The sequence below is a fragment of the Citrobacter sp. RHB20-C16 genome (assembly GCF_013890155.1).
GTDB lineage: Bacteria > Pseudomonadota > Gammaproteobacteria > Enterobacterales > Enterobacteriaceae > Citrobacter_A > Citrobacter_A amalonaticus.
The window spans coordinates 2307441-2329566 of record NZ_CP057630.1 but is presented as its reverse complement, the minus strand read 5'-3'; the positions used below and the strand labels follow the sequence as shown (position 1 = coordinate 2329566).

20 protein-coding genes and 2 tRNA genes are annotated in these 22126 nt (G+C 54.6%); 14 read left to right on the top strand and 8 right to left on the bottom strand.

The genetic code is table 11. The annotated features are described in order from the left end of the window. Nucleotides 1-8: 8 nt before the first annotated feature. Nucleotides 9-905, bottom strand: coding sequence for an aldo/keto reductase family oxidoreductase (locus HVX64_RS11205; protein ID WP_043000803.1), 897 nt, complete (start codon nt 903-905; stop codon nt 9-11). A 49-nt stretch (nt 906-954) separates the two neighbouring features. Continuing rightward, nucleotides 955-1194, bottom strand: a complete 240-nt coding sequence (locus HVX64_RS11200; protein WP_043000804.1) for a DUF1289 domain-containing protein — start codon at nt 1192-1194, stop codon at nt 955-957. A gap of 101 nt (nt 1195-1295) precedes the next feature. Here HVX64_RS11200 and HVX64_RS11195 point away from each other — a divergent pair, with 101 nt between their 5' ends. From HVX64_RS11195 to HVX64_RS11175, 5 genes are all read left to right on the top strand, one after another. Then, complete coding sequence (locus HVX64_RS11195) at nt 1296-1895, top strand: TetR/AcrR family transcriptional regulator (RefSeq protein WP_043000805.1); 600 nt, start codon at nt 1296-1298, stop codon at nt 1893-1895. 57 nt (nt 1896-1952) lie between these two features. Then, the gene (locus HVX64_RS11190; protein WP_044254674.1) at nt 1953-3050 is read left to right on the top strand and encodes an alkene reductase; all 1098 of its coding nucleotides are present in this window, start codon (nt 1953-1955) and stop codon (nt 3048-3050) included. A 98-nt stretch (nt 3051-3148) separates the two neighbouring features. Next, complete coding sequence (gene gloA, locus HVX64_RS11185) at nt 3149-3556, top strand: lactoylglutathione lyase (protein ID WP_043000807.1); 408 nt, start codon at nt 3149-3151, stop codon at nt 3554-3556. Nucleotides 3557-3659: 103 nt separating this feature from the next. Then, nucleotides 3660-4307, top strand: coding sequence for a ribonuclease T (gene rnt / locus HVX64_RS11180; protein ID WP_043000808.1), 648 nt, complete (start codon nt 3660-3662; stop codon nt 4305-4307). A 145-nt stretch (nt 4308-4452) separates the two neighbouring features. Next, nucleotides 4453-9126, top strand: a complete 4674-nt coding sequence (locus HVX64_RS11175) for an ATP-dependent helicase (RefSeq protein WP_181825410.1) — start codon at nt 4453-4455, stop codon at nt 9124-9126. Between the two features lie 65 nt (nt 9127-9191). On the opposite strand, the gene grxD is transcribed toward HVX64_RS11175, so the two are convergent. Continuing rightward, nucleotides 9192-9539: a monothiol glutaredoxin 4 gene (gene grxD, locus HVX64_RS11170; RefSeq protein WP_042319226.1), complete on the bottom strand. Its 348-nt coding sequence runs from the start codon at nt 9537-9539 to the stop codon at nt 9192-9194. 335 nt (nt 9540-9874) lie between these two features. Here grxD and HVX64_RS11165 point away from each other — a divergent pair, with 335 nt between their 5' ends. Beyond that, nucleotides 9875-10708 (top strand): C40 family peptidase, encoded by an 834-nt coding sequence (locus HVX64_RS11165; protein ID WP_043000810.1) that lies wholly within the window; start codon nt 9875-9877, stop codon nt 10706-10708. A 126-nt stretch (nt 10709-10834) separates the two neighbouring features. Next, a complete protein-coding gene (sodB, locus tag HVX64_RS11160) occupies nt 10835-11416 on the top strand; it encodes a superoxide dismutase [Fe] (RefSeq protein WP_044254680.1) in 582 nt (193 codons plus the stop codon). A 46-nt stretch (nt 11417-11462) separates the two neighbouring features. Here the strand turns inward: sodB and HVX64_RS11155 are convergent, their stop codons facing one another. Together HVX64_RS11155 and HVX64_RS11150 are read right to left on the bottom strand one after the other, a co-directional pair. Beyond that, nucleotides 11463-12629, bottom strand: coding sequence for an MFS transporter (locus HVX64_RS11155; protein ID WP_181825409.1), 1167 nt, complete (start codon nt 12627-12629; stop codon nt 11463-11465). Between the two features lie 167 nt (nt 12630-12796). Then, on the bottom strand, nt 12797-12886 hold the full coding sequence (locus HVX64_RS11150; protein ID WP_086512609.1) for a YnhF family membrane protein: 90 nt from the start codon (nt 12884-12886) through the stop codon (nt 12797-12799). 293 nt (nt 12887-13179) lie between these two features. On the opposite strand from HVX64_RS11150, the gene purR reads away from it, so the two are divergent. After that, a complete protein-coding gene (gene purR, locus HVX64_RS11145) occupies nt 13180-14205 on the top strand; it encodes an HTH-type transcriptional repressor PurR (RefSeq protein ID WP_044254689.1) in 1026 nt (341 codons plus the stop codon). Here purR and punR read toward each other — a convergent pair. Continuing rightward, the gene (punR, locus tag HVX64_RS11140; RefSeq protein WP_044254691.1) at nt 14202-15134 is read right to left on the bottom strand and encodes a DNA-binding transcriptional activator PunR; all 933 of its coding nucleotides are present in this window, start codon (nt 15132-15134) and stop codon (nt 14202-14204) included. The two genes, purR and punR, sit on opposite strands and share 4 nt — an antisense overlap. A gap of 111 nt (nt 15135-15245) precedes the next feature. Here punR and punC point away from each other — a divergent pair, with 111 nt between their 5' ends. Both punC and cfa read left to right on the top strand, forming a co-directional pair. Then, nucleotides 15246-16451 carry a purine nucleoside transporter PunC gene (punC, locus tag HVX64_RS11135; protein WP_181825408.1) on the top strand — a complete coding sequence of 402 codons (1206 nt, stop codon included), beginning with the start codon at nt 15246-15248 and terminating at the stop codon, nt 16449-16451. Nucleotides 16452-16743: 292 nt separating this feature from the next. Then, complete coding sequence (gene cfa / locus HVX64_RS11130) at nt 16744-17892, top strand: cyclopropane fatty acyl phospholipid synthase (RefSeq protein ID WP_044254697.1); 1149 nt, start codon at nt 16744-16746, stop codon at nt 17890-17892. Between the two features lie 41 nt (nt 17893-17933). On the opposite strand, the gene HVX64_RS11125 is transcribed toward cfa, so the two are convergent. Then, nucleotides 17934-18575, bottom strand: a complete 642-nt coding sequence (locus HVX64_RS11125) for a riboflavin synthase (protein ID WP_043000817.1) — start codon at nt 18573-18575, stop codon at nt 17934-17936. A 219-nt stretch (nt 18576-18794) separates the two neighbouring features. Between HVX64_RS11125 and mdtK the strand changes: the two genes are divergently transcribed. The 4 genes from mdtK to HVX64_RS11105 all read left to right on the top strand — a co-directional run bounded on the left by mdtK (nt 18795) and on the right by HVX64_RS11105 (nt 21136). Beyond that, nucleotides 18795-20168, top strand: coding sequence for a multidrug efflux MATE transporter MdtK (gene mdtK, locus HVX64_RS11120; protein ID WP_043001940.1), 1374 nt, complete (start codon nt 18795-18797; stop codon nt 20166-20168). A gap of 151 nt (nt 20169-20319) precedes the next feature. Beyond that, nucleotides 20320-20396, top strand: a tRNA-Val gene (locus tag HVX64_RS11115). Nucleotides 20397-20400: 4 nt separating this feature from the next. Further along, nucleotides 20401-20477 (top strand) — tRNA-Val (locus HVX64_RS11110). A 353-nt stretch (nt 20478-20830) separates the two neighbouring features. Further along, nucleotides 20831-21136 (top strand): monooxygenase, encoded by a 306-nt coding sequence (locus HVX64_RS11105; RefSeq protein ID WP_043000818.1) that lies wholly within the window; start codon nt 20831-20833, stop codon nt 21134-21136. Between the two features lie 36 nt (nt 21137-21172). On the opposite strand, the gene HVX64_RS11100 is transcribed toward HVX64_RS11105, so the two are convergent. Continuing rightward, on the bottom strand, nt 21173-21970 hold the full coding sequence (locus HVX64_RS11100; RefSeq protein WP_043000819.1) for an MBL fold metallo-hydrolase: 798 nt from the start codon (nt 21968-21970) through the stop codon (nt 21173-21175). Nucleotides 21971-22126: the final 156 nt, after the last annotated feature.

Below are 22126 nucleotides of genomic sequence, written 5' to 3'. Positions count from 1 at the left end.
TTTTACGTTTACGGGACGTCGTAACCCAGTGCAGCTTTACGGATACGGAACCACTGCTGACGACTCATTTTCAGAGACTCGGCTTTCACTGCCGCACGTACACGCTCGATTTTTCCGGAGCCTATGATCGGCAGCGGCTGCGACGGCAGACGCAGTATCCAGGCGTAAACCACCTGCTCAATAGAAGAGGCATTCAGTTCTTGCGCAATGACCGCCAGTTCGTTACGCAGCGGCTGGAACGCATCGTCATTAAAGAGACGTCCGCCACCAAGGCAGGACCAGGCCATTGGGCGAATACGCAGTTGCTGAAGCTGATCGAGGGTGCCGTCTAACAGCAGCGGTTGGTGAACCGGAGAGATCTCCACCTGGTTGGTCGCCAGCGTGAACGGAAGGCGCGATTGCAGCAGCGTAAACTGCGCCGGGGTGAAGTTGGAGACGCCGAAGTGACGCACTTTTCCACTCTGATGCAGATGTTTGAAGGCTTCGGCGACCTCATCGGCATCCATCAGCGGGTCCGGGCGGTGGATCAGCAGCAGATCCAGATGGTCGGTCGCCAGATTGATCAACGACTGTTCCGCACTTTTCACAATATGATCGCGGTCGGTGATGTAGTGGCCGAGCGCGTTTTCCGCACGGGCGGTGGTGGCGATCCCGCATTTGGTGACAATCTGCATCCGCTCACGCAGATGAGGAGCCAGTTTCAGCGCTTCGCCAAAGGCGGCCTCGCACAGATAGCCCCCGTAAATATCCGCATGGTCCACGGTCGTGACACCTAAATCCAGGTGCTCTTCAATAAAGCTCACCAGCTCCCGGGGGGACATATTCCAGTCCATCAGTCGCCAGTATCCCATGACAAAGCGGGAGAATTCCGGGCCTTGTGGCGCAAGAGTAATACGCTGAACCATAACTGCTTCCTCGTGAAGTAAATTACAGCGAGTATATACAATTAGTGGCTTAAAAGAGTGAAGGCTGTTGAGGTTCTTCTGGCGCGGCGGGTTTATTTGCGCGTAATTTACGCAGCAGACGCTGACGGCATAACCGCAGCACATCTTGTTTTTGTGCGTCGCTCATTTTTTGCCAGTTGAACCGCTCATCCCGACTGCGCAGGCACCCCCGGCAAAAACCGCGTTCATCTGACTGGCAAATTCCCCGACATGGGCTCTGAACGGGAAAAAACTCTAACTGCTCTGCCACGCCCTTTCCTCTTCATTAGGTCTTCACTCTATTGAAGACGTAAACACGATTTCTGGCAACCTGTCTTGCATTAGACCGACTGGTCTATTACACTCCCTGCCATGAACAAGCAAACTGAGTACGATACCCGCGAACACTTACTGGCTACCGGTGAGCATCTTTGCATGCAGCGAGGCTTTACCGGTATGGGACTGAGCGAGTTGCTCAAAACCGCCGGGGTGCCGAAAGGATCGTTTTATCACTACTTTCGCTCTAAAGAAGCCTTTGGCGTCGCAATGCTGGAACGGCATTTTGCCGGTTATCATCAGCGGCTGACGGTGCATTTTGACACGGGTCCAGGCAATTACCGCGATCGCATTCTGGCTTATTATCAGGAAACCCTGAATCAGTTTTGCCAGCAAGGAATCATCAGCGGCTGCCTGACGGTTAAACTCTCCGCCGAAGTGTGCGACCTGTCGGAAGATATGCGCACCGCAATGGACCAGGGGGCCGGGAAAATTATGGTCATCCTGGCGCTGGCGCTGGAAAAAGGACGTGATAGTCATTGTTTGACGTTTGCAGGAGAACCACTGCAGCAGGCGCAAATCCTTTATGCGCTGTGGCTGGGAGCGAATCTGCAGGCCAAAATTTCTCGCAGTGCCACCCCGCTGGAAAACGCGTTGGCGCACGTGAAAAATATTATCGCAACGCCTGGTGCTTAACAGGCGTTTTATTTAACTACTTACTAGACGACCGGTCTATTCATAACGGAAAACATTATGTCATCAGATAAACTGTTTACCCCACTGAAAGTGGGCGCGATCACCGCACCAAACCGTATTTTCATGGCCCCGCTGACGCGTCTGCGCAGCATTGAGCCAGGCGACATCCCGACTCCGTTAATGGCCGAGTATTATCGCCAACGCGCCAGCGCGGGTCTGATCATCAGCGAAGCGACGCAGATTTCCGCACAGGCGAAGGGTTATGCCGGCGCGCCGGGCCTGCACAGTGATGAGCAGATCGCCGCATGGAAGAAAATCACCGCCGGTGTTCATGCTGAAAACGGCCACATCGCCGTTCAGTTATGGCACACAGGCCGTATTTCTCACGCCAGCCTGCAACCGGGTGGACAGCCGCCGGTATCCGCATCCGCTATCAGCGCCGGGACCCGTACTTCCCTGCGTGATGAAAATGGTCAGGCTATCCGAGTGGATACCTCTATGCCACGCGCGCTGGAAACCGATGAAATCCCGGGAATCGTCAATGATTTCCGCCAGGCTATCGCCAATGCGCGTGAAGCCGGTTTCGATCTGGTTGAACTGCACTCCGCTCACGGTTATCTGCTGCATCAGTTCCTTTCCCCTTCTTCTAACCATCGTACCGATCAGTACGGCGGTAGCGTGGAGAATCGCGCGCGCCTGGTGCTGGAAGTAGTCGATGCGGGCATTAAAGAATGGGGTGCGGACCGTATCGGGATTCGCGTTTCGCCTGTTGGCACCTTCCAGAATGTCGACAATGGTCCGAACGAAGAAGCCGATGCGCTGTATCTGATTGAAGAACTGGGTAAACGCGGCATCGCCTATCTGCACATGTCTGAACCAGACTGGGCTGGCGGCAAGCCGTATACCGACGCGTTCCGCGAAAAAGTACGCGCTCGTTTCCACGGTCCGATTATCGGTGCCGGCGCCTATACGCGTGAAAAAGCAGAGATCTTAATTGAGAAGGGTCTGATCGATGCCGTCGCGTTTGGTCGTGATTACATCGCTAACCCGGATCTGGTGGCGCGTCTGCAACGTAAAGCTGAACTCAACCCGCAACGCAGTGAAAGTTTCTACGGCGGCGGTGCGGAAGGCTACACCGATTACCCGACGCTCTAATTCCCTCCATCGCATTCCTTCATTGATAGCGGCGTAAAAACGCCGCTATACTAAAACAACATTTTGAATGTATTGACCATTTTTTAAGGGGACAAAACATGCGTTTACTTCATACGATGCTGCGCGTTGGCGATCTGCAACGTTCTATTGATTTTTACACTAAAGTGCTCGGCATGAAGCTGCTGCGCACCAGTGAAAACACTGAATACAAATACTCACTGGCATTTGTCGGTTACGGCGAAGAAAGTGACGAAGCGGTGATTGAATTGACCTATAACTGGGGCGTTGACAAATACGAGCTGGGTACGGCTTATGGTCATATCGCCCTGAGCGTCGATAACGCGGCTGAAGCCTGTGAGCGCATTCGTCAGAATGGCGGTAACGTCACTCGTGAAGCTGGTCCGGTTAAAGGCGGCACGACCGTGATCGCTTTTGTTGAAGATCCGGACGGTTACAAAATCGAGCTGATCGAAGAGAAGGACGCCGGGAAAGGTCTCGGTAACTGATTCCTGCCGGGCGCAGTGGCTTTCTGCGCCCGTTGTTTTACTGCATCACTCCGCTTTTTTTGGCATAATGCGCGCTGCAATTTTTCCGTACTAAGAGACCCTGATGTCCGATAACGCTCAACTTACCGGTCTGTGCGACCGTTTTCGTGGTTTCTATCCTGTCGTCATTGATGTTGAAACGGCCGGATTTAATGCCAGAACCGATGCGCTGCTTGAGATAGCTGCCATCACGCTGAAAATGGATGAACAAGGCTGGCTGATGCCGGACAGCACGCTGCAATTCCACGTAGAACCGTTTGAAGGCGCAAATTTACAGCCTGAAGCACTGGCGTTTAACGGTATCGATCCATCCAACCCGCTGCGTGGCGCGGTGAGTGAATATGACGCCCTGCACGCCATTTTCAAAATGGTCCGCAAAGGCATTAAAGACAGCGGTTGCAGCCGCGCCATTATGGTCGCCCATAATGCAACGTTCGATCATAGCTTTATGATGGCTGCCGCTGAGCGTGCGTCGCTCAAACGCAACCCGTTCCATCCGTTCGTGACGTTTGATACTGCCGCCCTGAGCGGACTGGCTCTGGGACAAACGGTGCTCTCCAAAGCGTGTCTGGCGGCTGGCATGGAGTTTGACGGTACCCAGGCGCACTCAGCGCTGTACGATACCGAGCGCACCGCCGTGCTGTTTTGTGAAATTGTTAACCGCTGGAAGCGTCTCGGCGGCTGGCCGTTACCTCTGCCCGAAGAAGCCTGATTTGGTGACCTGATAACGTCGGTTATCAGGTCGCTCCCCCTTCCACCTATACTGTATATTTGACCAGTATCAATACACCCTGCGCATTTCCCGCTATTCTGTTAAAAGGTCTTGATTCGCCAACATCGCTAAAGGGACAGGGAACATGTCAGCAAAAAATGCGCCGCCTCCGCTGCCGGATATTTTCTCACCGGCAACCCGCGACTGGTTTACCTCGGCATTTCAGCATCCTACGCCGGTGCAGTCGCAAACGTGGGCCGTGACCGCCGCGAATCAGCACGCGCTGGTGATCGCCCCGACCGGTTCGGGGAAAACCCTTGCCGCGTTTCTCTATGCCCTGGATAGCCTGTTTCGTGAAGGCGAGGCAGCGCACGCCACCTCCTCCTCCGGCAAAGAAAAGAAAGTCACCCGAATCCTCTATATTTCCCCGATAAAAGCCCTGGGTACGGATGTCCAGCGCAACCTGCAAATTCCCCTGCTGGGGATTAGCGAAGAACGGAAGAAATCCGGCGCGCCAGAGGTGGCTATTCGGGTTGGGATCCGCACCGGCGATACGTCGCCTCAGGAGCGTGCGAAGCTGAGTCGTCATCCGCCCGATATTCTGATCACCACGCCGGAGTCGCTTTATCTGATGCTCACCTCCCGCGCCAGAGAGACGCTGCGCGGCGTTGAAACGGTGATCGTCGATGAAGTACATGCGGTAGCTGGCACAAAACGCGGCGCGCATCTCGCGCTGAGTCTCGAACGGCTGGATGCGCTTCTGGCAACGTCGGCGCAGCGCATTGGTTTGTCGGCGACCGTGCGTTCGGTTAAAGCCGTTGCCGCTTTTCTGGGCGGCGATCGTCCGGTTACCGTTATCAATCCGCCTTCTACCCGTCACCCGGATATCCACATCGTCGCTCCAGCCGCCAATCTTGATGACGTCTTAGCGGACAATAGCGACAGCGGCGAGGCCATTCACAAGGGTCGAGAAGGTTCCATCTGGCCGCGCATTGAAGCCGGTATTCTCGATCAAATCCTTAGCCATCGTTCCACCATTGTTTTCACCAACTCGCGTGGGCTGGCGGAAAAGCTGACGGCCCGCCTGAATGAACTGTATCTTTCGCGACAACAAGCGTTGCCCCAACCGCAGGCAAAGCCGGTGCACTTTGACTCGCTAACCGGGTCCACCAGTAACCGGGCGCAGGACGCCGCAGAATACATTGCCCGTTCGCATCATGGTTCGGTGTCCAAAGAACAGCGCGCCGTCACCGAACATGCGCTGAAATCCGGCGAACTTCGCTGCGTGGTGGCGACCTCCAGTCTGGAACTGGGGATCGACATGGGGGCGGTTGATCTGGTGATTCAGGTGGCGACGCCCCTTTCTGTCGCCAGCGGCCTGCAGCGCATCGGGCGCGCCAGTCACCAGGTCGGCGGGGTATCAAAGGGGCTGTTCTACCCCAGAACCCGTCGGGATCTGATTGACTCTGCCGTCATCGTCGAATGTATGTACGCCGGACAACTGGAAACGCTGACGCCGCCACGCAACCCGCTGGATATTCTGGCGCAGCAAACCGTTGCTGCCGTATCAATGGATCCACTCAATGTTGATGACTGGTATGCCCTCGTCCGCCGGGCTTCACCGTGGCAGGATTTGCCGAGAAGCGCATTTGACGCCACGCTGGATATGCTGGCAGGGCGCTATCCCTCCGGCGATTTTGCCGTCTTCCGACCGCGCATAATCTGGAACCGCGAAACCGGGTTATTAACGGCCCGTCCTGGCGCGCAGCTTCTGGCGGTAATCAGCGGCGGTACCATTCCGGACCGCGGCATGTTCAGCGTGCTGCTTCCCGAAGGGGATGAACAAGCCGGATCGCGTCGCGTAGGCGAACTGGATGAAGAAATGGTGTACGAGTCACGCGTCAACGACATCATCACGCTGGATGCAACCTCGTGGCGAATTCAACAAATCACCCGCGATCAGGTTATCGTTGTCCCCGCGCCCGGACGCTCGGCCAGACTGCCGTTCGGGCGCGGCGAAGGCGTCGGGCGCCCGGCGGAACTGGGAGAACGCATTGGTGATTTTATCCATACGATGTCCGATGACAACGCAGAACGCCGGCTCTCACCCCGACTGCGCGATGACAATGTTCTGTCGAATATCAAAGGGTTAATTGACGATCAAAAAAATGCTACGGGCGTGCTCCCCTGGAGTCGTCATCTGGTGCTTGAGCGCTGTCGCGATGAAATGGGTGACTGGCGGGTTATTCTGCATTCCCCTTATGGTCGTCGGGTACACGCGCCCTGGGCGCTGGCGATTGCCGGACGCCTCCATGCGCAGTGGGGGGCTGACGCGTCGATTGTTGCCAGTGATGATGGGATTGTCGCGCGCATACCGGACAGCGACGGGAAACTGCCCGATGCCGCTATTTTCCTGTTTGAACCGGAAAAACTGCTGCGCATTGTCCGGGAGGCCGTCAGCAGTACGGCGCTGTTTGCTGCCCGCTTCAGAGAATGCGCCGCCCGCGCCCTGCTGATGCCGGGCCGCACGCCAGGGCGTCGTTCGCCGCTCTGGCAGCAACGCCTGCGCGCCAGTCAGCTTCTGGAAATCGCGGCGGGCTATCCTGATTTCCCCATTATTCTGGAAACGGCTCGTGAGTGCCTGCAGGACGTTTACGATCTCGACGCACTTGAGCAGGTCATACGCCGGTTGAACACCGGCGAGATCCAGATTTCTGAAGTGACCACGCCAACCCCCTCACCCTTCGCCACCGATCTACTCTTCGGCTACGTCGCGGAATTTATGTACGCCACCGACGCGCCGCTGGCGGAACGTCGGGCTTCGGTACTGGCGCTGGACAGCGAGCTGCTGGGCAACCTGTTAGGCCAGGGCGATCCACTGGAGTTGCTTGACCCGGAAATTATCCGCCAGGTTGAAGATGAACTTCAGCGGCGGGCGGCGGGCAGGAAAGCCCAGGGGATGGAAGGCGTTTACGATTTACTGCGCGAACTGGGACCAATGAGCGTCGACGAAATTGCCGCCAGACACGAAGGAACGCTCGCTGACATCAGGACATGGCTTGATGAGCTGTCCGCTGAAAAACGTATTTTCCCGGTCGTTATCGCGGACACGGCGCAGATGGCCTGCACGGACGATGCAGCCAGACTTCGTGACGCGCTGGGTATTCGCCTGCCTGCGACGATTTCACCGGCGTGGCTGCATCCGGTGAACGCGCCGCTGCGCGATCTTTTCCTGCGCTTCAGCCGTACCCGCACGTTGTTTACTCGCGCCCAGATTGCGCAGACGTTCGGGTTGGGGGTAGCCGTCGCCGGCGATCAACTGCGTCAATTGCGCGATGAGGGTGTCCTCATTCCGTTGCGTGCCAGTACTTCTTCCACGCCTGACGAAGCGTCAACGTGGGTGAATGAGGACGTATTTCATCGTCTTCGCATCCGCTCGCTGCATGCGGCAAGAGAGGCAACCCGTCCGGTTCCGGCAACGAGCTACACCCGACTGTTGCTGGAGCGTCAGGGACTTATTTCATCCGCCGACGGCAGCCCGGCGCGCCTACCGCCCTCCTCCACGGGTACGCTGGAAGGAAGTGACGGCGTCACGCGTGTTATTGAGCAACTGGCCGGAGTCGGCCTGCCTGCCTCGTTGTGGGAAAGCCAGATTTTCCCTGCTCGTGTCCGCGATTATTCACCGGATATGCTCGATGAGTTGCTGGCGACGGGTGAAGTCATCTGGTCAGGACAAAAGAAACTGGGCGACGATGATGGACGGGTGGTACTGCATTTACGGGATTACCTGGCAGAAACGCTTTCCCCGCCATCCGGTGACAGCGAGGCGATTTCAGACTTACAGCGCGCAATTTTGGACGTTCTTTCTGGTGGTGGCGCATGGTTTGCGCAGCAACTTAGCGCGTTGATTCAGACGCGTGCGGCAGACGCTGGCGGTGACGAGTGGTTAACGCCAGCCACGCTGCATGAGGCACTTTGGGGTCTGGTCTGGCAAGGGTATATCACGACCGATATCTGGGCTCCGCTGCGTGGCCTGACGCGTACTGTCGCCGCATCGCGTCAGCCGTCACGACGTTCGCCGCGTATGCGTCGTGGACGCCCGGCTTATGCCGCGCCGCGCCTCTCGTCCATCGCTGTACCGGTTTCTTACACCACGCCTGCGCTGGCCGGTCGCTGGTCGCTGCTGCCGCGAGAGACGTTGAATGATACTGAACGGATGCTGGCCTGTGCCGAGAATATGCTCGATCGCTACGGCGTAATTGGTCGCCAGGCCGTGATTGCCGAGAATGTGCCTGGCGGCTTTCCCGCCATGCAGACGCTGTGCCGAAGCATGGAAGATTCTGGGCGAATTCTGCGTGGGCGGTTCGTGGAGGGAATGGGCGGCGCGCAGTTTGCCGAGCGGGACACTGTCGATCGTCTGCGCGATCTGACGTCGTCGACGTCTGAACAACAGGCGTTTACGGCGGTGGCGCTATCTGCGAACGATCCCGCTAATCCCTGGGGAACGCTACTACCGTGGCCGACACATCCGTCATCTCTGGTCCCCGGGCGGCGTAACGGCGCGTTTGTCGTGATTTCCGCTGGACAGTTGCGGCTGTACCTTGCTCAGGGAGGAAAAAAGATGATGATCTGGACAGAAAATGAGGAAATGCCTTCGCCGGAGATTTTCAGGGCGCTGACGAGCGCCTTACGCCGTGAACCGCGACTGCGTTTCACACTGTCGGAAGTTAACGATAAACCGGTACGGCAAACCCCTCTCTTTACCCTGCTACGGGAAGTCGGGTTTTCCAGTTCGCCGCAGGGGCTGGACTGGGGATAGGAAGCGCAGAAATGAAAAGGAGCTTAACCTGAGTCAGGAAAAGCTCCCCTTTAACCGTCTACTGATTACTCAGCGTCTGATTCTTCAGATTTGTATTTTGCAGCGGTCTCTTTGATCAACTGCTGCAGTTCGCCGCGCTGGTACATTTCAATCAAAATGTCGCAGCCGCCAACCAGTTCACCGTCAACCCACAGTTGTGGAAAGGTCGGCCAGTTTGCATATTTTGGCAGTTCTGCGCGAATATCCGGGTTTTGCAGAATATCCACATAGGCAAAACGCTCACCACAGGCGGAAAGTGCCTGCACAGCCTGGGCGGAGAAGCCGCAGCTTGGCAGTTTTGGAGAACCTTTCATATACAGGAGAATCGGGTTTTCAGCGATCTGGCGCTGGATTTTTTCGATAGTGGTGCTCATTGTCTTGCTTCCTTAACTTCTTTTACGGCAGTCGACTGACATTGTAGCGTTTCAGAGCGACATCGGAAAATAACATTTTCATTACGCTTTACTATTTTATCGTCTGAACGCATAAGTTGCATTCCCAATAATAGTTTCCTCAGTGCCTGTGTCGAAAGTGTGCGCTAAATAAGCAGATTTAGCTTTGGCTGCTGTTTTTTTTTGCACTCAATAGCGAAACCGTATTTTTAACAATAAAAGCTATTAACTTTATTCGTTTCTATAGATTAGAATCATCAGGTTTTGTAAATCACACGCAGGTATGATTGCGACCTGCCTTAACAGAGGAATGCTCAGTGGCGCGGATAAACCGACTTTCCCTCACGCTCTGTGCTTTGCTATTTACAACGATTCCCTTTATGCCGATGGCACATGCGTCCAAGCAAGCCAGGGATACGGCTGGTCTTACGGATAGTAAGAAAACCAGCAACAAAAAGAAAAGTACGGCAACAGCAAAAAAAACGAATAAAACCAATCAAAAAACCGCCAGGAAAACGACCAGCAAAACCAGCACGAAAACCGCCTCTTCTTCTAAGAAAAAAATCACCGCCTCTGCCAAAACCAGCAAAACAGCCAGTCGCAAAAGTAAAACCGTCGCTGCGAAAAAGACAGCCGCTGTCAGCTGGAGTGAAAAGTGCACCCCGCGTAAAGGACACAAGCCGACGTGTGTGAAAGTGAAGAACACGGCGTCAGGAAAAATTGCGGATGCCCATAAAGTGAAAGTGCAAAAAGCGACCAGCACGGCGATGAACAAATTAATGAGTCAGATTGGCAAGCCGTACCGCTGGGGTGGTACGTCTCCGCGCACCGGTTTCGATTGCAGCGGTCTGGTTTATTACGCTTATAAAGATCTGGTTAAATTCCGTATTCCGCGCACAGCAAATGAAATGTATCACCTGCGTGATGCCGCACCGATTGATCGTGGGGAATTGAAAAATGGCGATCTGGTGTTCTTCCGCACTCAGGGACGTGGTACTGCCGATCACGTCGGCGTTTATGTCGGCAACGGCAAATTTATTCAGTCACCGCGCAGCGGTCAGGAAATCCAGATCACATCGCTCAGCGAAGATTACTGGCAACGCCACTATGTCGGCGCTCGCCGGGTCATGACGCCCAAAACCATTCGTTAAAACTTTACCCTGTTGTTAACGCAACAGGGTAAGTTCATCTTTTGTCTCACCTTTCAATTTGCTACCCTATCCTTACGCACAATAATGTTATTGCGCGAAATACTATTAATAATAAGGAGAGAAGCAATGTCGTTCGAATTACCTGCACTACCGTATGCCAAAGATGCGCTTGCGCCGCACATTTCCGCCGAGACGCTGGAATATCACTATGGCAAACACCATCAGACCTATGTCACCAACCTGAACAACCTGATCAAAGGCACCGCCTTTGAAGGGAAATCACTGGAAGAGATCGTACGCAGTTCGGAAGGCGGCGTGTTCAATAACGCTGCTCAGGTCTGGAACCACACGTTCTACTGGAACTGCCTGGCACCGAATGCTGGTGGCGAGCCAACCGGCGAACTGGCTGACGCGATTGCCGCCTCTTTCGGCAGCTTTGCCGAGTTCAAAGCGCAATTTACCGACGCGGCGATCAAAAACTTCGGCTCTGGCTGGACCTGGCTGGTTAAAGGAAAAGAGGGCAAGCTGGCTATCGTTTCAACCTCCAACGCTGGCACGCCGTTGACCACCGACGCCACGCCGTTGATGACCGTCGACGTATGGGAGCATGCATACTACATTGACTACCGCAATGCGCGTCCTGGCTACCTGGAACACTTCTGGGCGCTGGTAAACTGGGAGTTTGTAGCGAAGAACTTCGCCGCGTAAAAAAGATAACGCAGAAGGGAATCCCTTCTGCGTTTTTGTCCTGCCGTTAACTGGCGACGCACACCTGTTCAGGTTGTTTTCTCGCCGAGATAAACACAAGCAACAGCGCCATACCCGCCACAATCGCCCCCATCACAGGAACAAAACTGTAGCCTAATCCGCCTGAAATGACGGCCCCGCCAGCCGCAGCGCCCAGCGCATTTCCAAGGTTAAACGCGCCAATGTTCACGGAAGATGAGAGACCCGGCGACTCATGAGCCACACGCATGACGCGCATTTGTAACGGAGGGACGACCGCAAAGGTTGCCGCCCCCCAGACCACCATGCTGACCGCCGCGCCCAGTTCATTCTGCGCCAGGAAAGGGATCGCCAGCATATTTACCATCAACAGCAGCAAAAAGCCCTTCAGCGTGCCGTTAACCGAGCGATCGGCCAGTTTCCCTCCGAGGTAGTTGCCAATGGAGAAGCCCACACCGATCAGAACCAGCATCCCGGTCACAAAGGCCGGTGTCGCATGGGTGATGCTTTGCAGAACAGGCGAAATATAGGTATAGAGCGTGAACATGGCGCCCGCTCCCAGTACGGTAGTCAGTAGCGCGGAGAGCACCTGAGGACGCATCAGCACCGCCAGCTCTTTTTTCACTTCCGGGCGCGCCCCGGCACCGCCTTTTGGCAATGATAAGAAGAGACTCAACATCGAGATAACGCCCAGCCCCGCTGTCGCCATAAACGACATCCGCCAGCCGATGGTTTCACCCAGCCAGGTCGCCGCCGGCACACCGCCGATATTGGCGATGGTCAGCCCCATAAACATGGTCGCAACGGCGCTCGCCTGCTTGTGCTTCGGCACCACGCTTGCCGCCACCACCGAGCCCAGGCCGAAGAATGCGCCGTGGTTAAGGCTGGTTAAAATACGTGACAACATCAGTGTGGTGTAATCTGGCGAAATCGCCGAGAGCACGTTACCGAGCGTAAAGATAGCCATCAGAAAAATGAGCGCATTACGGCGTCCGCGATGTGACAGCAACAGCGTCATCAACGGCGCGCCGACCATCACGCCAACCGCATAGGCACTAATCAGCATACCTGCCGCGGGAATAGACACATCAACGCCACGCGCGATGACGGGCAGCAATCCCATTGGCGAGAATTCGGTGGTGCCGATGCCAAACGCACCAATGGCCAGCGCCAGTAACGGATAATTAATTTTCATGCAGTGATGACTCCGGCTCTTCGCGACAGGGCGCGATGCTTAACAAAGAGTCAAAAGCATGACATCAATCACAAAAAAAGAGAAGTTAACAAAAATACAAAAGACTTTTGCAGATTCAATAACAATATGGCGGGAGGTTCGAGGGAGCAGGAACTCCCCCGAGGGGATCAGTGCAGTGCCGCCGTCAGGCCGCCCGCAACGATTAAAGCCAGAACAATAAACGTGGTCACTAATGAAAATTTCAGATCGGTGCTCATCAACTTTTCTCCTTTTTATACCCACACAAAAAGTGATATAGCGCATTTTTACACACTTGAGTGTAAAAATCTCCCACGATTTAGAGTGATATGTGCTTTTAATACTTCCCCTTTTCGTAAAGATCAGACAAAATTCGACGCTTACTTGATTAGCGTACCGGCCATTGACCCCTTCCTGACGTTCCGTGTCGTTTCCCGGCGTGCCGCAGCCCTGACGTTGGGCACAGGATGAGTAAAGGCAAACGTTTACTTGGCGTAATTTAATGTTCAGGTTGGGTCTGGAGTGAGATTTAATGGCAACAATTAAAGATGTAGCGAAGCGCGCAAACGTTTCCACTACAACCGTGTCACACGTAATTAACAAAACGCGTTTCGTCGCTGAAGAAACACGCAATGCAGTGTGGGCGGCAATCAAAGAATTGCACTATTCCCCCAGCGCGGTTGCCCGTAGCCTGAAAGTTAACCATACCAAATCTATCGGTTTGCTGGCGACGAGCAGCGAAGCCCCCTATTTTGCTGAAATTATTGAAGCGGTTGAGAAGAACTGCTTCCAGAAGGGCTATACCCTGATCCTCGGCAACGTCTGGAACAACCTGGAAAAGCAGCGTGCCTATCTGTCGATGATGGCGCAAAAACGCGTTGATGGCCTGTTGGTAATGTGTTCCGAATACCCCGATCCCCTGCTCTTGATGCTGGAAGAATATCGTCATATCCCAATGGTGGTGATGGACTGGGGCGAAGCCAAAGCCGACTTCACTGATACGGTGATTGATAACGCCTTCGAGGGCGGCTACATGGCAGGCCGTTACCTCGTCGAGCGTGGACATCGCGAAATTGGCGTGATCCCAGGACTGATGGAGCGTAACACCGGCGCAGGCCGTTTGGCCGGATTTATGAAAGCGATGGATGAAGCGCTGATTAAAGTGCCTGAAAACTGGATTGTACAAGGCGACTTCGAGCCGGAATCCGGCTACCGCGCCATGCAGCAAATTCTGTCGCAGGCGCATCGCCCAACGGCGGTCTTCTGTGGCGGCGATGTCATGGCGATGGGCGCCCTTTGTGCCGCTGATGAGATGGGTCTGCGCGTCCCGCAGGACGTGTCGCTGATAGGCTACGACAACGTGCGCAACGCCCGCTTCTTTACACCAGCGTTGACCACCATCCACCAGCCGAAAGATTCACTGGGTGAGACGGCCTTTAATATGTTACTGGACCGTATCGTCAATAAACGCGAAGAGTCGCAGTCTATTGAAGTCCACCCGCGCCTGGTGGAGCGCCGCTCCGTGGCGGATGGCCCGTTCCGCGACTACCGTCGTTAAGCCTCTTCTGCGGGAGTCTCATCGGGCTCCCGCAGCCACTCTTTGTTCAGCGTTTCACTGTCTCCCAGATAATCCAGCAGCCAGATCAGCGCAGGTGACATATCATTCTGCTGCCAGGTCAGGCAACAGGCCGCATCCGGGAAAGGATTCTCCAGATTTAACGCGACCCACTGCCCCTTGTTGAGATACGGCTTGGCGAAATGTGTCGGGACCATGCCGACACAGAGTCCGGCGCTGATACAGGTCGCGGAAGAATCCCAGTCCGGCACCACCACCCGCTTCTGATTGTCCAGCAGCCAGGTCACGCGTTTCGGCAGCGTGCGGGAGGTATCTTCCAGCACCAGCGACGGCCAGTTGCGCAACGCGTCATCGCTTAACGGCCCGCTCATGGCGGCCAGCGGATGCGTACTGGCAACGACACAACACCAGCTCAGCTTACCCATATCGCGGAAAGTGTATCGTCCGCCAACCGGGATCGCCTGGGTTGCCCCGATGGCGAGTTCGACCCGACCATCTGACAGCGCGTCCCAGACGCCATTAAACACCTCCTGGAAGACCAGTAGTTCCACGTCATCAAAGTGGCGGTAGAAATCGACGATCAATTGCCGCGTGCGTTCCGGGCGCACGATATTGTCCACCGCAATGGGGAGTTGCCCACGCCAGCCGTTAGCGATCTGCTGACACTGTTGACGCGTGATCTGCATTTTTTTGATGACAGAGCGGCCTTCTTTCAAAAACCAGGCGCCCGCCGGGGTTAACACCACATCACGATGGCGACGTTCAAAAAGCGGGACGGCCAGCCACTCTTCCAGTTGGCGAACCGTATAGCTGACCGCTGAAGGCACCCGGTGCAACTCCTGGGCCGCGGAACTGAAGCTCCCGTTGCGTGCCACGGCATCGACCACTTCCAGCGCATATTCTGACCACATAATCTGCCTACAAAATTTTTGAATGCAATAAACAAATATTACCGTTTCACAAGCCCAAATTCACTCCCTACACTCAGCGCCAGTGTGATTAATCAAAATTAGAGAACAACTATGCAACCAGGAAAAGGGTTTTTAGTCTGGCTGGCAGGGCTCAGCGTGTTGGGTTTTCTGGCAACCGACATGTATTTGCCCGCTTTTGCCGCCATTCAATCTGACCTGCAAACACCGGCCTCTGCCGTAAGCGCCAGCCTGAGTCTGTTTTTAGCAGGCTTTGCCGTCGCCCAACTGCTGTGGGGACCCCTCTCTGACCGTTATGGCCGTAAACCGATCCTGTTGCTGGGTCTGTCTGTCTTCGCCCTCGGTAGCCTGGGTATGCTGTGGGTGGAGAGCGCAACGGGCCTGTTAGTACTGCGTTTTATTCAGGCCGTGGGAGTCTGCGCGGCGACCGTCATCTGGCAGGCGCTGGTTACCGATTACTATCCTTCTCATAAAATTAACCGCATTTTCGCGACCATCATGCCGCTGGTCGGGCTGTCTCCTGCACTGGCGCCGTTATTAGGCAGTTGGATTCTGACCCATCTTTCCTGGCAGGCGATCTTTGCCACGCTGTTTTTCATCACGCTGCTGCTGATGCTGCCCGCCCTGTTTTTAAAGCCCACCACCCGGGCTCGCGATGACAGCAAGGACAAACTGACGTTCACCACCCTGCTGCGTGCGAAAGCGTACCGCGGCAACGTCCTGATTTACGCCGCCTGTTCTGCCAGCTTCTTTGCGTGGTTGACCGGTTCCCCGTTTATTTTGAGTGAAATGGGCTACAGCCCGGCGGTGATTGGGCTGAGCTACGTACCGCAGACCATTGCTTTTCTGATTGGCGGCTATGGCTGTCGCGCCGCGTTGCAAAAATGGCAGGGACAACAGCTCCTGCCCTGGCTGCTGGTTATCTATGCGCTGAGCGTGGTGGCAACCTGGGCGGCAAGTTTTATCCATCACATCACGCTTGCAGAGATCCTGATCCCCTTCTGCATAATGGCGATTGCCAACGGGGCTATTTACCCGATTGTGGTTGCCCAGGCGCTGCGTCCATTCCCGCAGGCGACGGGTCGTGCCGCAGCCCTGCAAAATACCCTGCAGTTGGGTCTGTGCTTCCTGGCAAGCCTGGTCGTTTCCTGGCTTATCAGCACACCGCTGTTGACCACGACCAACGTGATGTTGTCTACGGTGGTACTGGCTGGACTGGGCTATAAGATGCAACTGCATCCTTCTAACGACTGTGCGCAGCATGATAATTGCGGGATTGCCCACAGCGAATCCCATTGATATCACTCATAATCACCGTTAATTAGTCGGCTAACAATTTTTGGTTGTATCATCGTTTTTTGAGGCCTATACTAAATTTCGGTTGTTAAAAATTACGATAATTATTATGTGTTAACGGGAACCGGAGCGTTCCCGGTTCCCCATGGATGGCCTTTTCGGCAAGGGGTCCTCCCTTCCTCTGTTCTACGTCGGATAATAGACTCGCGGAATGTTTCCGTGAGATTTCTCACAAAGCCCAAAAAGCGTCTACGCTGTTTTAAGGTTCTGATCACCGACCAGTGATGGAGAAACTATGAGTTCATCGTGTATAGAAGAAGTCAGCGTACCGGATGACGACTGGTACCGTATCACTAACGAATTATTAAGCCGCGCAGGCATTGCCATCAACGGCTCTTCACCAGCAGATATACGCGTTAAAAACCCCGATTTTTTCAAACGCGTTTTACAAGAGGGGTCGCTCGGTCTGGGTGAGAGTTACATGGATGGCTGGTGGGAATGCGATCGGCTGGACCAGTTTTTTAGCAAAGTTCTGCGAGCAGGACTGGAAAACCAACTTCCCCATCATTTCAAAGATACCCTCCGCATCGCGGCCGCTCGCCTGTTCAATCTGCAAAGTAAAAAACGAGCGTGGATCGTCGGTAAAGAACATTACGATCTCGGCAACGATCTGTTCAGCCGTATGCTCGACCCTTTTATGCAGTATTCCTGCGCGTACTGGAAAGACGCGGATACTCTGGAGGCGGCGCAGCAGGCCAAACTGCGGTTAATCTGCGAGAAATTGCAACTGCAACCCGGTATGCGTGTGCTGGATATTGGCTGCGGCTGGGGTGGTTTATCGCACTATATGGCGATGCATTACGGCGTCAGTGTGGTTGGCGTGACGATTTCAGCCGAGCAACAGAAAATGGCTCAGGCCCGCTGTGCCGGGCTGGATGTGTCGATTCTGTTGCAGGATTATCGTGATTTGCACGATCAGTTTGACCGCATTGTCTCGGTAGGCATGTTTGAGCACGTCGGCCCTAAAAATTACGCGACCTATTTTGACGTGGTTGATCGCAATCTGAAACCCGAAGGGCTGTTCTTATTACATACCATCGGTTCGAAAAAAACCGACAATAATGTCGACCCGTGGATCAACAAGTATATCTTCCCGAATGGGTGCCTCCCGTCAGTACGTCAGATAGCCAACGCCAGTGAATCGCACTTTGTGATGGAAGACTGGCATAACTTCGGCGCGGATTACGACAAGACGCTGATGGCATGGTACGAGCGTTTTCTCGCTGCCTGGCCTGAAATTGCCGAGAACTATTCCGAGCGTTTTAAACGGATGTTCAGCTACTACCTCAACGCCTGCGCCGGCGCGTTTCGCGCCCGCGATATTCAGCTCTGGCAGGTGGTATTCTCGCGCGGCGTCGAAGACGGCCTGCGCGTAGCCCGCTAAACTTTCTTATGCCCCCGCCGTCTTGCGGGGGCTGGAGGGTTTTACGCTTCGCTGGCGGTTTTCGTTACCGCCGCTTCACGCGCAGCCAACACGCGTTCTACCGTATCCACCACCGCCTGCGTTTGCGGATCGATTTCGATATTGACGCGCGCGCCCAGTTTTTTCTTACCCAGCGTCGTGCGTTCCAGGGTTTCCGGAATGAGATGCACGCAAAAACGCGTCGCGGTGACTTCTCCGACGGTCAGGCTGATCCCATCAATCCCGATAAAACCTTTGTACAAGATGTATTTCATTAGCGTCGGATCCTGGACTTTGAACCAGATCTGACGGTTGTTTTCGGAGGTTAAAATCTTTGACACTTCCGCGGTGGTCATGATGTGACCGGACATCAGATGCCCGCCAATCTCATCGCTGAATTTTGCCGCACGCTCGACGTTAAGCAGGTCGCCCACCTTCAGATCGCCCAGATTGGTGATCCGCAGCGTTTCTTTCATCAAATCAAAACTAATGCGATTGCCGTTAATTTCTGTGACGGTCAGGCAACAGCCGTTATGCGCCACCGATGCGCCCGTTTCCAGCGCGTCCAGCATGTATTCAGGTAATTCCACTACATGGGTGCGAAAATTGGGTTTTTCATCGATCGACACCAGTTTTGCGGTGCCCTGCACAATACCTGTAAACATACCTGCAACTCCTGAATTCAGTTAAGCCATTTCTGCCTGCCACAATAGCAGTTGGAAAATCAGGTTGCCAGTGAAGTGCCCCTTGGCCTGTTTTTTTCACTGGTGAAATTAGCATTCATCGCTACAATAGACTGAAATTTCCCCTTACATCTTCTTCTTGCTGCCACCCGTGGCGGCTTTTTTAGTCTCTCAAATAAAAACAAAATGATAGGTGTACACGTGCAGAAGTATATCAGTGAAGCGCGTCAGTTATTGGCTCTGGCAATACCGGTGATTCTTGCGCAAATCGCCCAAACCGCAATGGGGTTCGTCGATACCGTGATGGCGGGTGGTTACAGCGCCACCGACATGGCGGCCGTCGCCATTGGGACCTCCATCTGGCTGCCCGCCATTCTGTTCGGCCACGGGTTGCTGCTGGCGCTGACTCCGGTGATTGCTCAGCTCAATGGTTCCGGACGCCGCGATCGCATTGCGCATCAGGTGCGTCAGGGCTTCTGGCTAGCGGGTTTCGTCTCACTGCTGATTATGATTGTGCTGTGGAACGCCGGTTATATCATCCGCTCTATGCATAACATCGATCCGGCCCTGGCGGATAAAGCCGTCGGTTACCTTCGTGCATTGTTATGGGGCGCACCGGGCTATCTGTTCTTCCAGGTTGCGCGTAACCAGTGCGAAGGTCTGGCGAAAACCAAACCCGGCATGGTGATGGGTTTTCTTGGCCTGCTGGTCAACATCCCGGTGAACTATATCTTTATCTATGGTCACTTCGGCATGCCGGAACTCGGCGGTGTCGGCTGCGGTGTGGCGACTGCGGCGGTCTATTGGGTGATGTTTAGCGCCATGCTCTGGTACGTGAAACATGCGCGTTCAATGCGCGATATCCGCAATGAACAGCGTTTCAGCAAGCCGGATAACGTGGTGATGAAGCGCCTGGTGCAACTGGGTCTGCCGATTGCGCTGGCACTGTTCTTTGAAGTCACATTATTCGCCGTGGTGGCGCTCCTGGTTTCACCGCTGGGTATTGTCGATGTCGCCGGTCACCAGATCGCCCTGAACTTCAGTTCGCTGATGTTTGTTTTGCCGATGTCACTGGCGGCGGCGGTCACTATTCGCGTGGGCTATCGTCTCGGACAAGGTTCAACGCTGGATGCGCAAACCGCCGCGCGTACCGGTTTAGGTGTTGGCGTCTGCATGGCGTGCCTGACGGCTATCTTTACCGTGACGCTGCGTGAGCACATCGCCCTGCTCTATAACGACAATCCTGAAGTCGTGACGCTGGCGGCGCAACTGATGCTGCTGGCGGCAGTTTATCAGATATCGGACTCCATCCAGGTCATCGGCAGCGGGATCCTGCGTGGTTATAAAGATACGCGTTCGATTTTCTTTATCACCTTTACCGCCTACTGGGTGTTGGGATTACCGAGCGGTTATATTCTCGCCCTGACCGACCTGGTGGTGGACAGGATGGGGCCGGCTGGATTCTGGATGGGCTTTATCATCGGCCTGACGTCGGCGGCGGTTATGATGATGCTGCGAATGCGCTTCCTGCAACGTCTGCCTTCTACGGTGATTCTGCAGCGCGCTGCGCGATAAAACGACGATAGCCGCCAGCTGGCGGCTATTCTCTCGACATTTTGCGCACTTCCTCCGCAATCGAGTGAAATCCGGAAGAAAATTACCATTTCCCTCTTGCCACCTCCCGGCTCTGCCGCTAATATTCGTCCCCGTTGTCACACACAACGTTGCGTTCATAGCTCAGTTGGTTAGAGCACCACCTTGACATGGTGGGGGTCGTTGGTTCGAGTCCAATTGAACGCACCATTTTGCGTCCGTAGCTCAGTTGGTTAGAGCACCACCTTGACATGGTGGGGGTCGGTGGTTCGAGTCCACTCGGACGCACCATTTCACCGCCTGGTGATAGGGTGCCTGTTCTCTTTCCCTGCTCTCCTATTTTTCTCTGGTATTATTTCTCATCACTCAGTTTCGCGTAATAAAAGTCAATAAATTACCCATTCATTGATTCATATTCCTGACTTGCGGGTGTGGGGGAAGTCTTCGCTTACCTTCCCATTAACCGTGTTGTATTGATGTAGCTTATTAACTACTTTCACTCCTCGCTTGCCATGACCTCCACTGCAGCATGAATGGGGTTTGCGCGCCCTGATTCTGGTACACTCCCCGACATAGTGTCAGGGAGAAGAGTTCAGTTCATTGTCACTGTGAATGATCATTACGTCGTTGAATGGAGAATGGATATGCCGAAATTGTTACAACTTCACTTCGCTTTTACTGGCCCATTTGGCGCAGAAATGGCTGAGCAACTGCGTGGTCTGGCGGAGTCGATTAACCAGGAGCCGGGATTTATCTGGAAGGTGTGGACGGAGAGTGAGCAAAACAAGGAAGCGGGAGGGATCTATCTTTTCGAAAGCGAGGAGACCGCGCTGGCTTATCTGGATAAACATACCGCGCGTTTAAAAAACCTTGGCGTTGACGAAGTCATCGCGAAAGTGTTTGACGTGAATATTCCGTTGAGCAAAATCAACAACGCCAGAGTGGGTTAATAATGCCGCAGAGGGGGATTTTCCCCCTCTGCGGATTTAACGTGACGCCAGGCTGGAGAGATATTTTTCCCCCGAGCGTTGCACGATTTGACTGGCATTGTGGGTAATATTCTGCCCTTCAAATGCCCCGTACAGACTGGAAAACGTCACCGTGTTTAACCGCTGGATGATCCCACCGACGGTTTTCGATGACAGCGGCAACATGTTCGGATAGCTCCACATAAACGACACCGCGTCAGCACCGGGAGTGACCTGCAAGATATCTCCGGCGAGGATCGTCCCTTCCCCCTCCTCCAGATACAGAACCGTTCCCCCCGCAAAATGGCCGCCCAGACGCAATAAGCTGACGCCAGGAAGCACGTTGTGTTCTTCCCCTTCCCATAGCCGAATCCAGGGGCTGTCGCGCATGATCCAGTCCCTGTCAGCCGCGTGGAGCCAGACGGGAGCGTCAAACGCCTCCGCCCAGTCCTGCATGGTGGTGTAGTAATGAGGATGCGAAATCGCGATGGCGCTCAATCCCCCCATAGCGCGGATGAGCGTTCGGGTTGCCGGATCCAGATTCGCAACGCAATCCCAAAGGATATTTCCCACCGGCGTCCTGAGCAGAAACGCCCGCTGATTTATGGCAAAGGAAGGAACCGTTTTCAGACTGAAAAGTTGCGGCGTATGCTGCTGCCACTTATTGGTATGGCTGGCGATGAGCTCATCAAAGTCCATCCAGGCCTGCCCGGATACAGGGATATATTGCCGCTCATCGTCGCAGATTTTACAACGTTTAACGTTGCCGTGGTGGTTATCGTATGAGGTGCCACAGGCTTTACACAGCGTTATCATCGTCACTCCTTTCCTCACAATAAACACCGTAAGTATGGCAGAGGACACCGCTCGCAGGCACGTAAGCGATTCCAGACCGAAACATCCGGGCCTTCCTCAACTACACTGACATGATGTAACCGCAATCCCAGCGGCAAAATAAAAATAACAGGACGG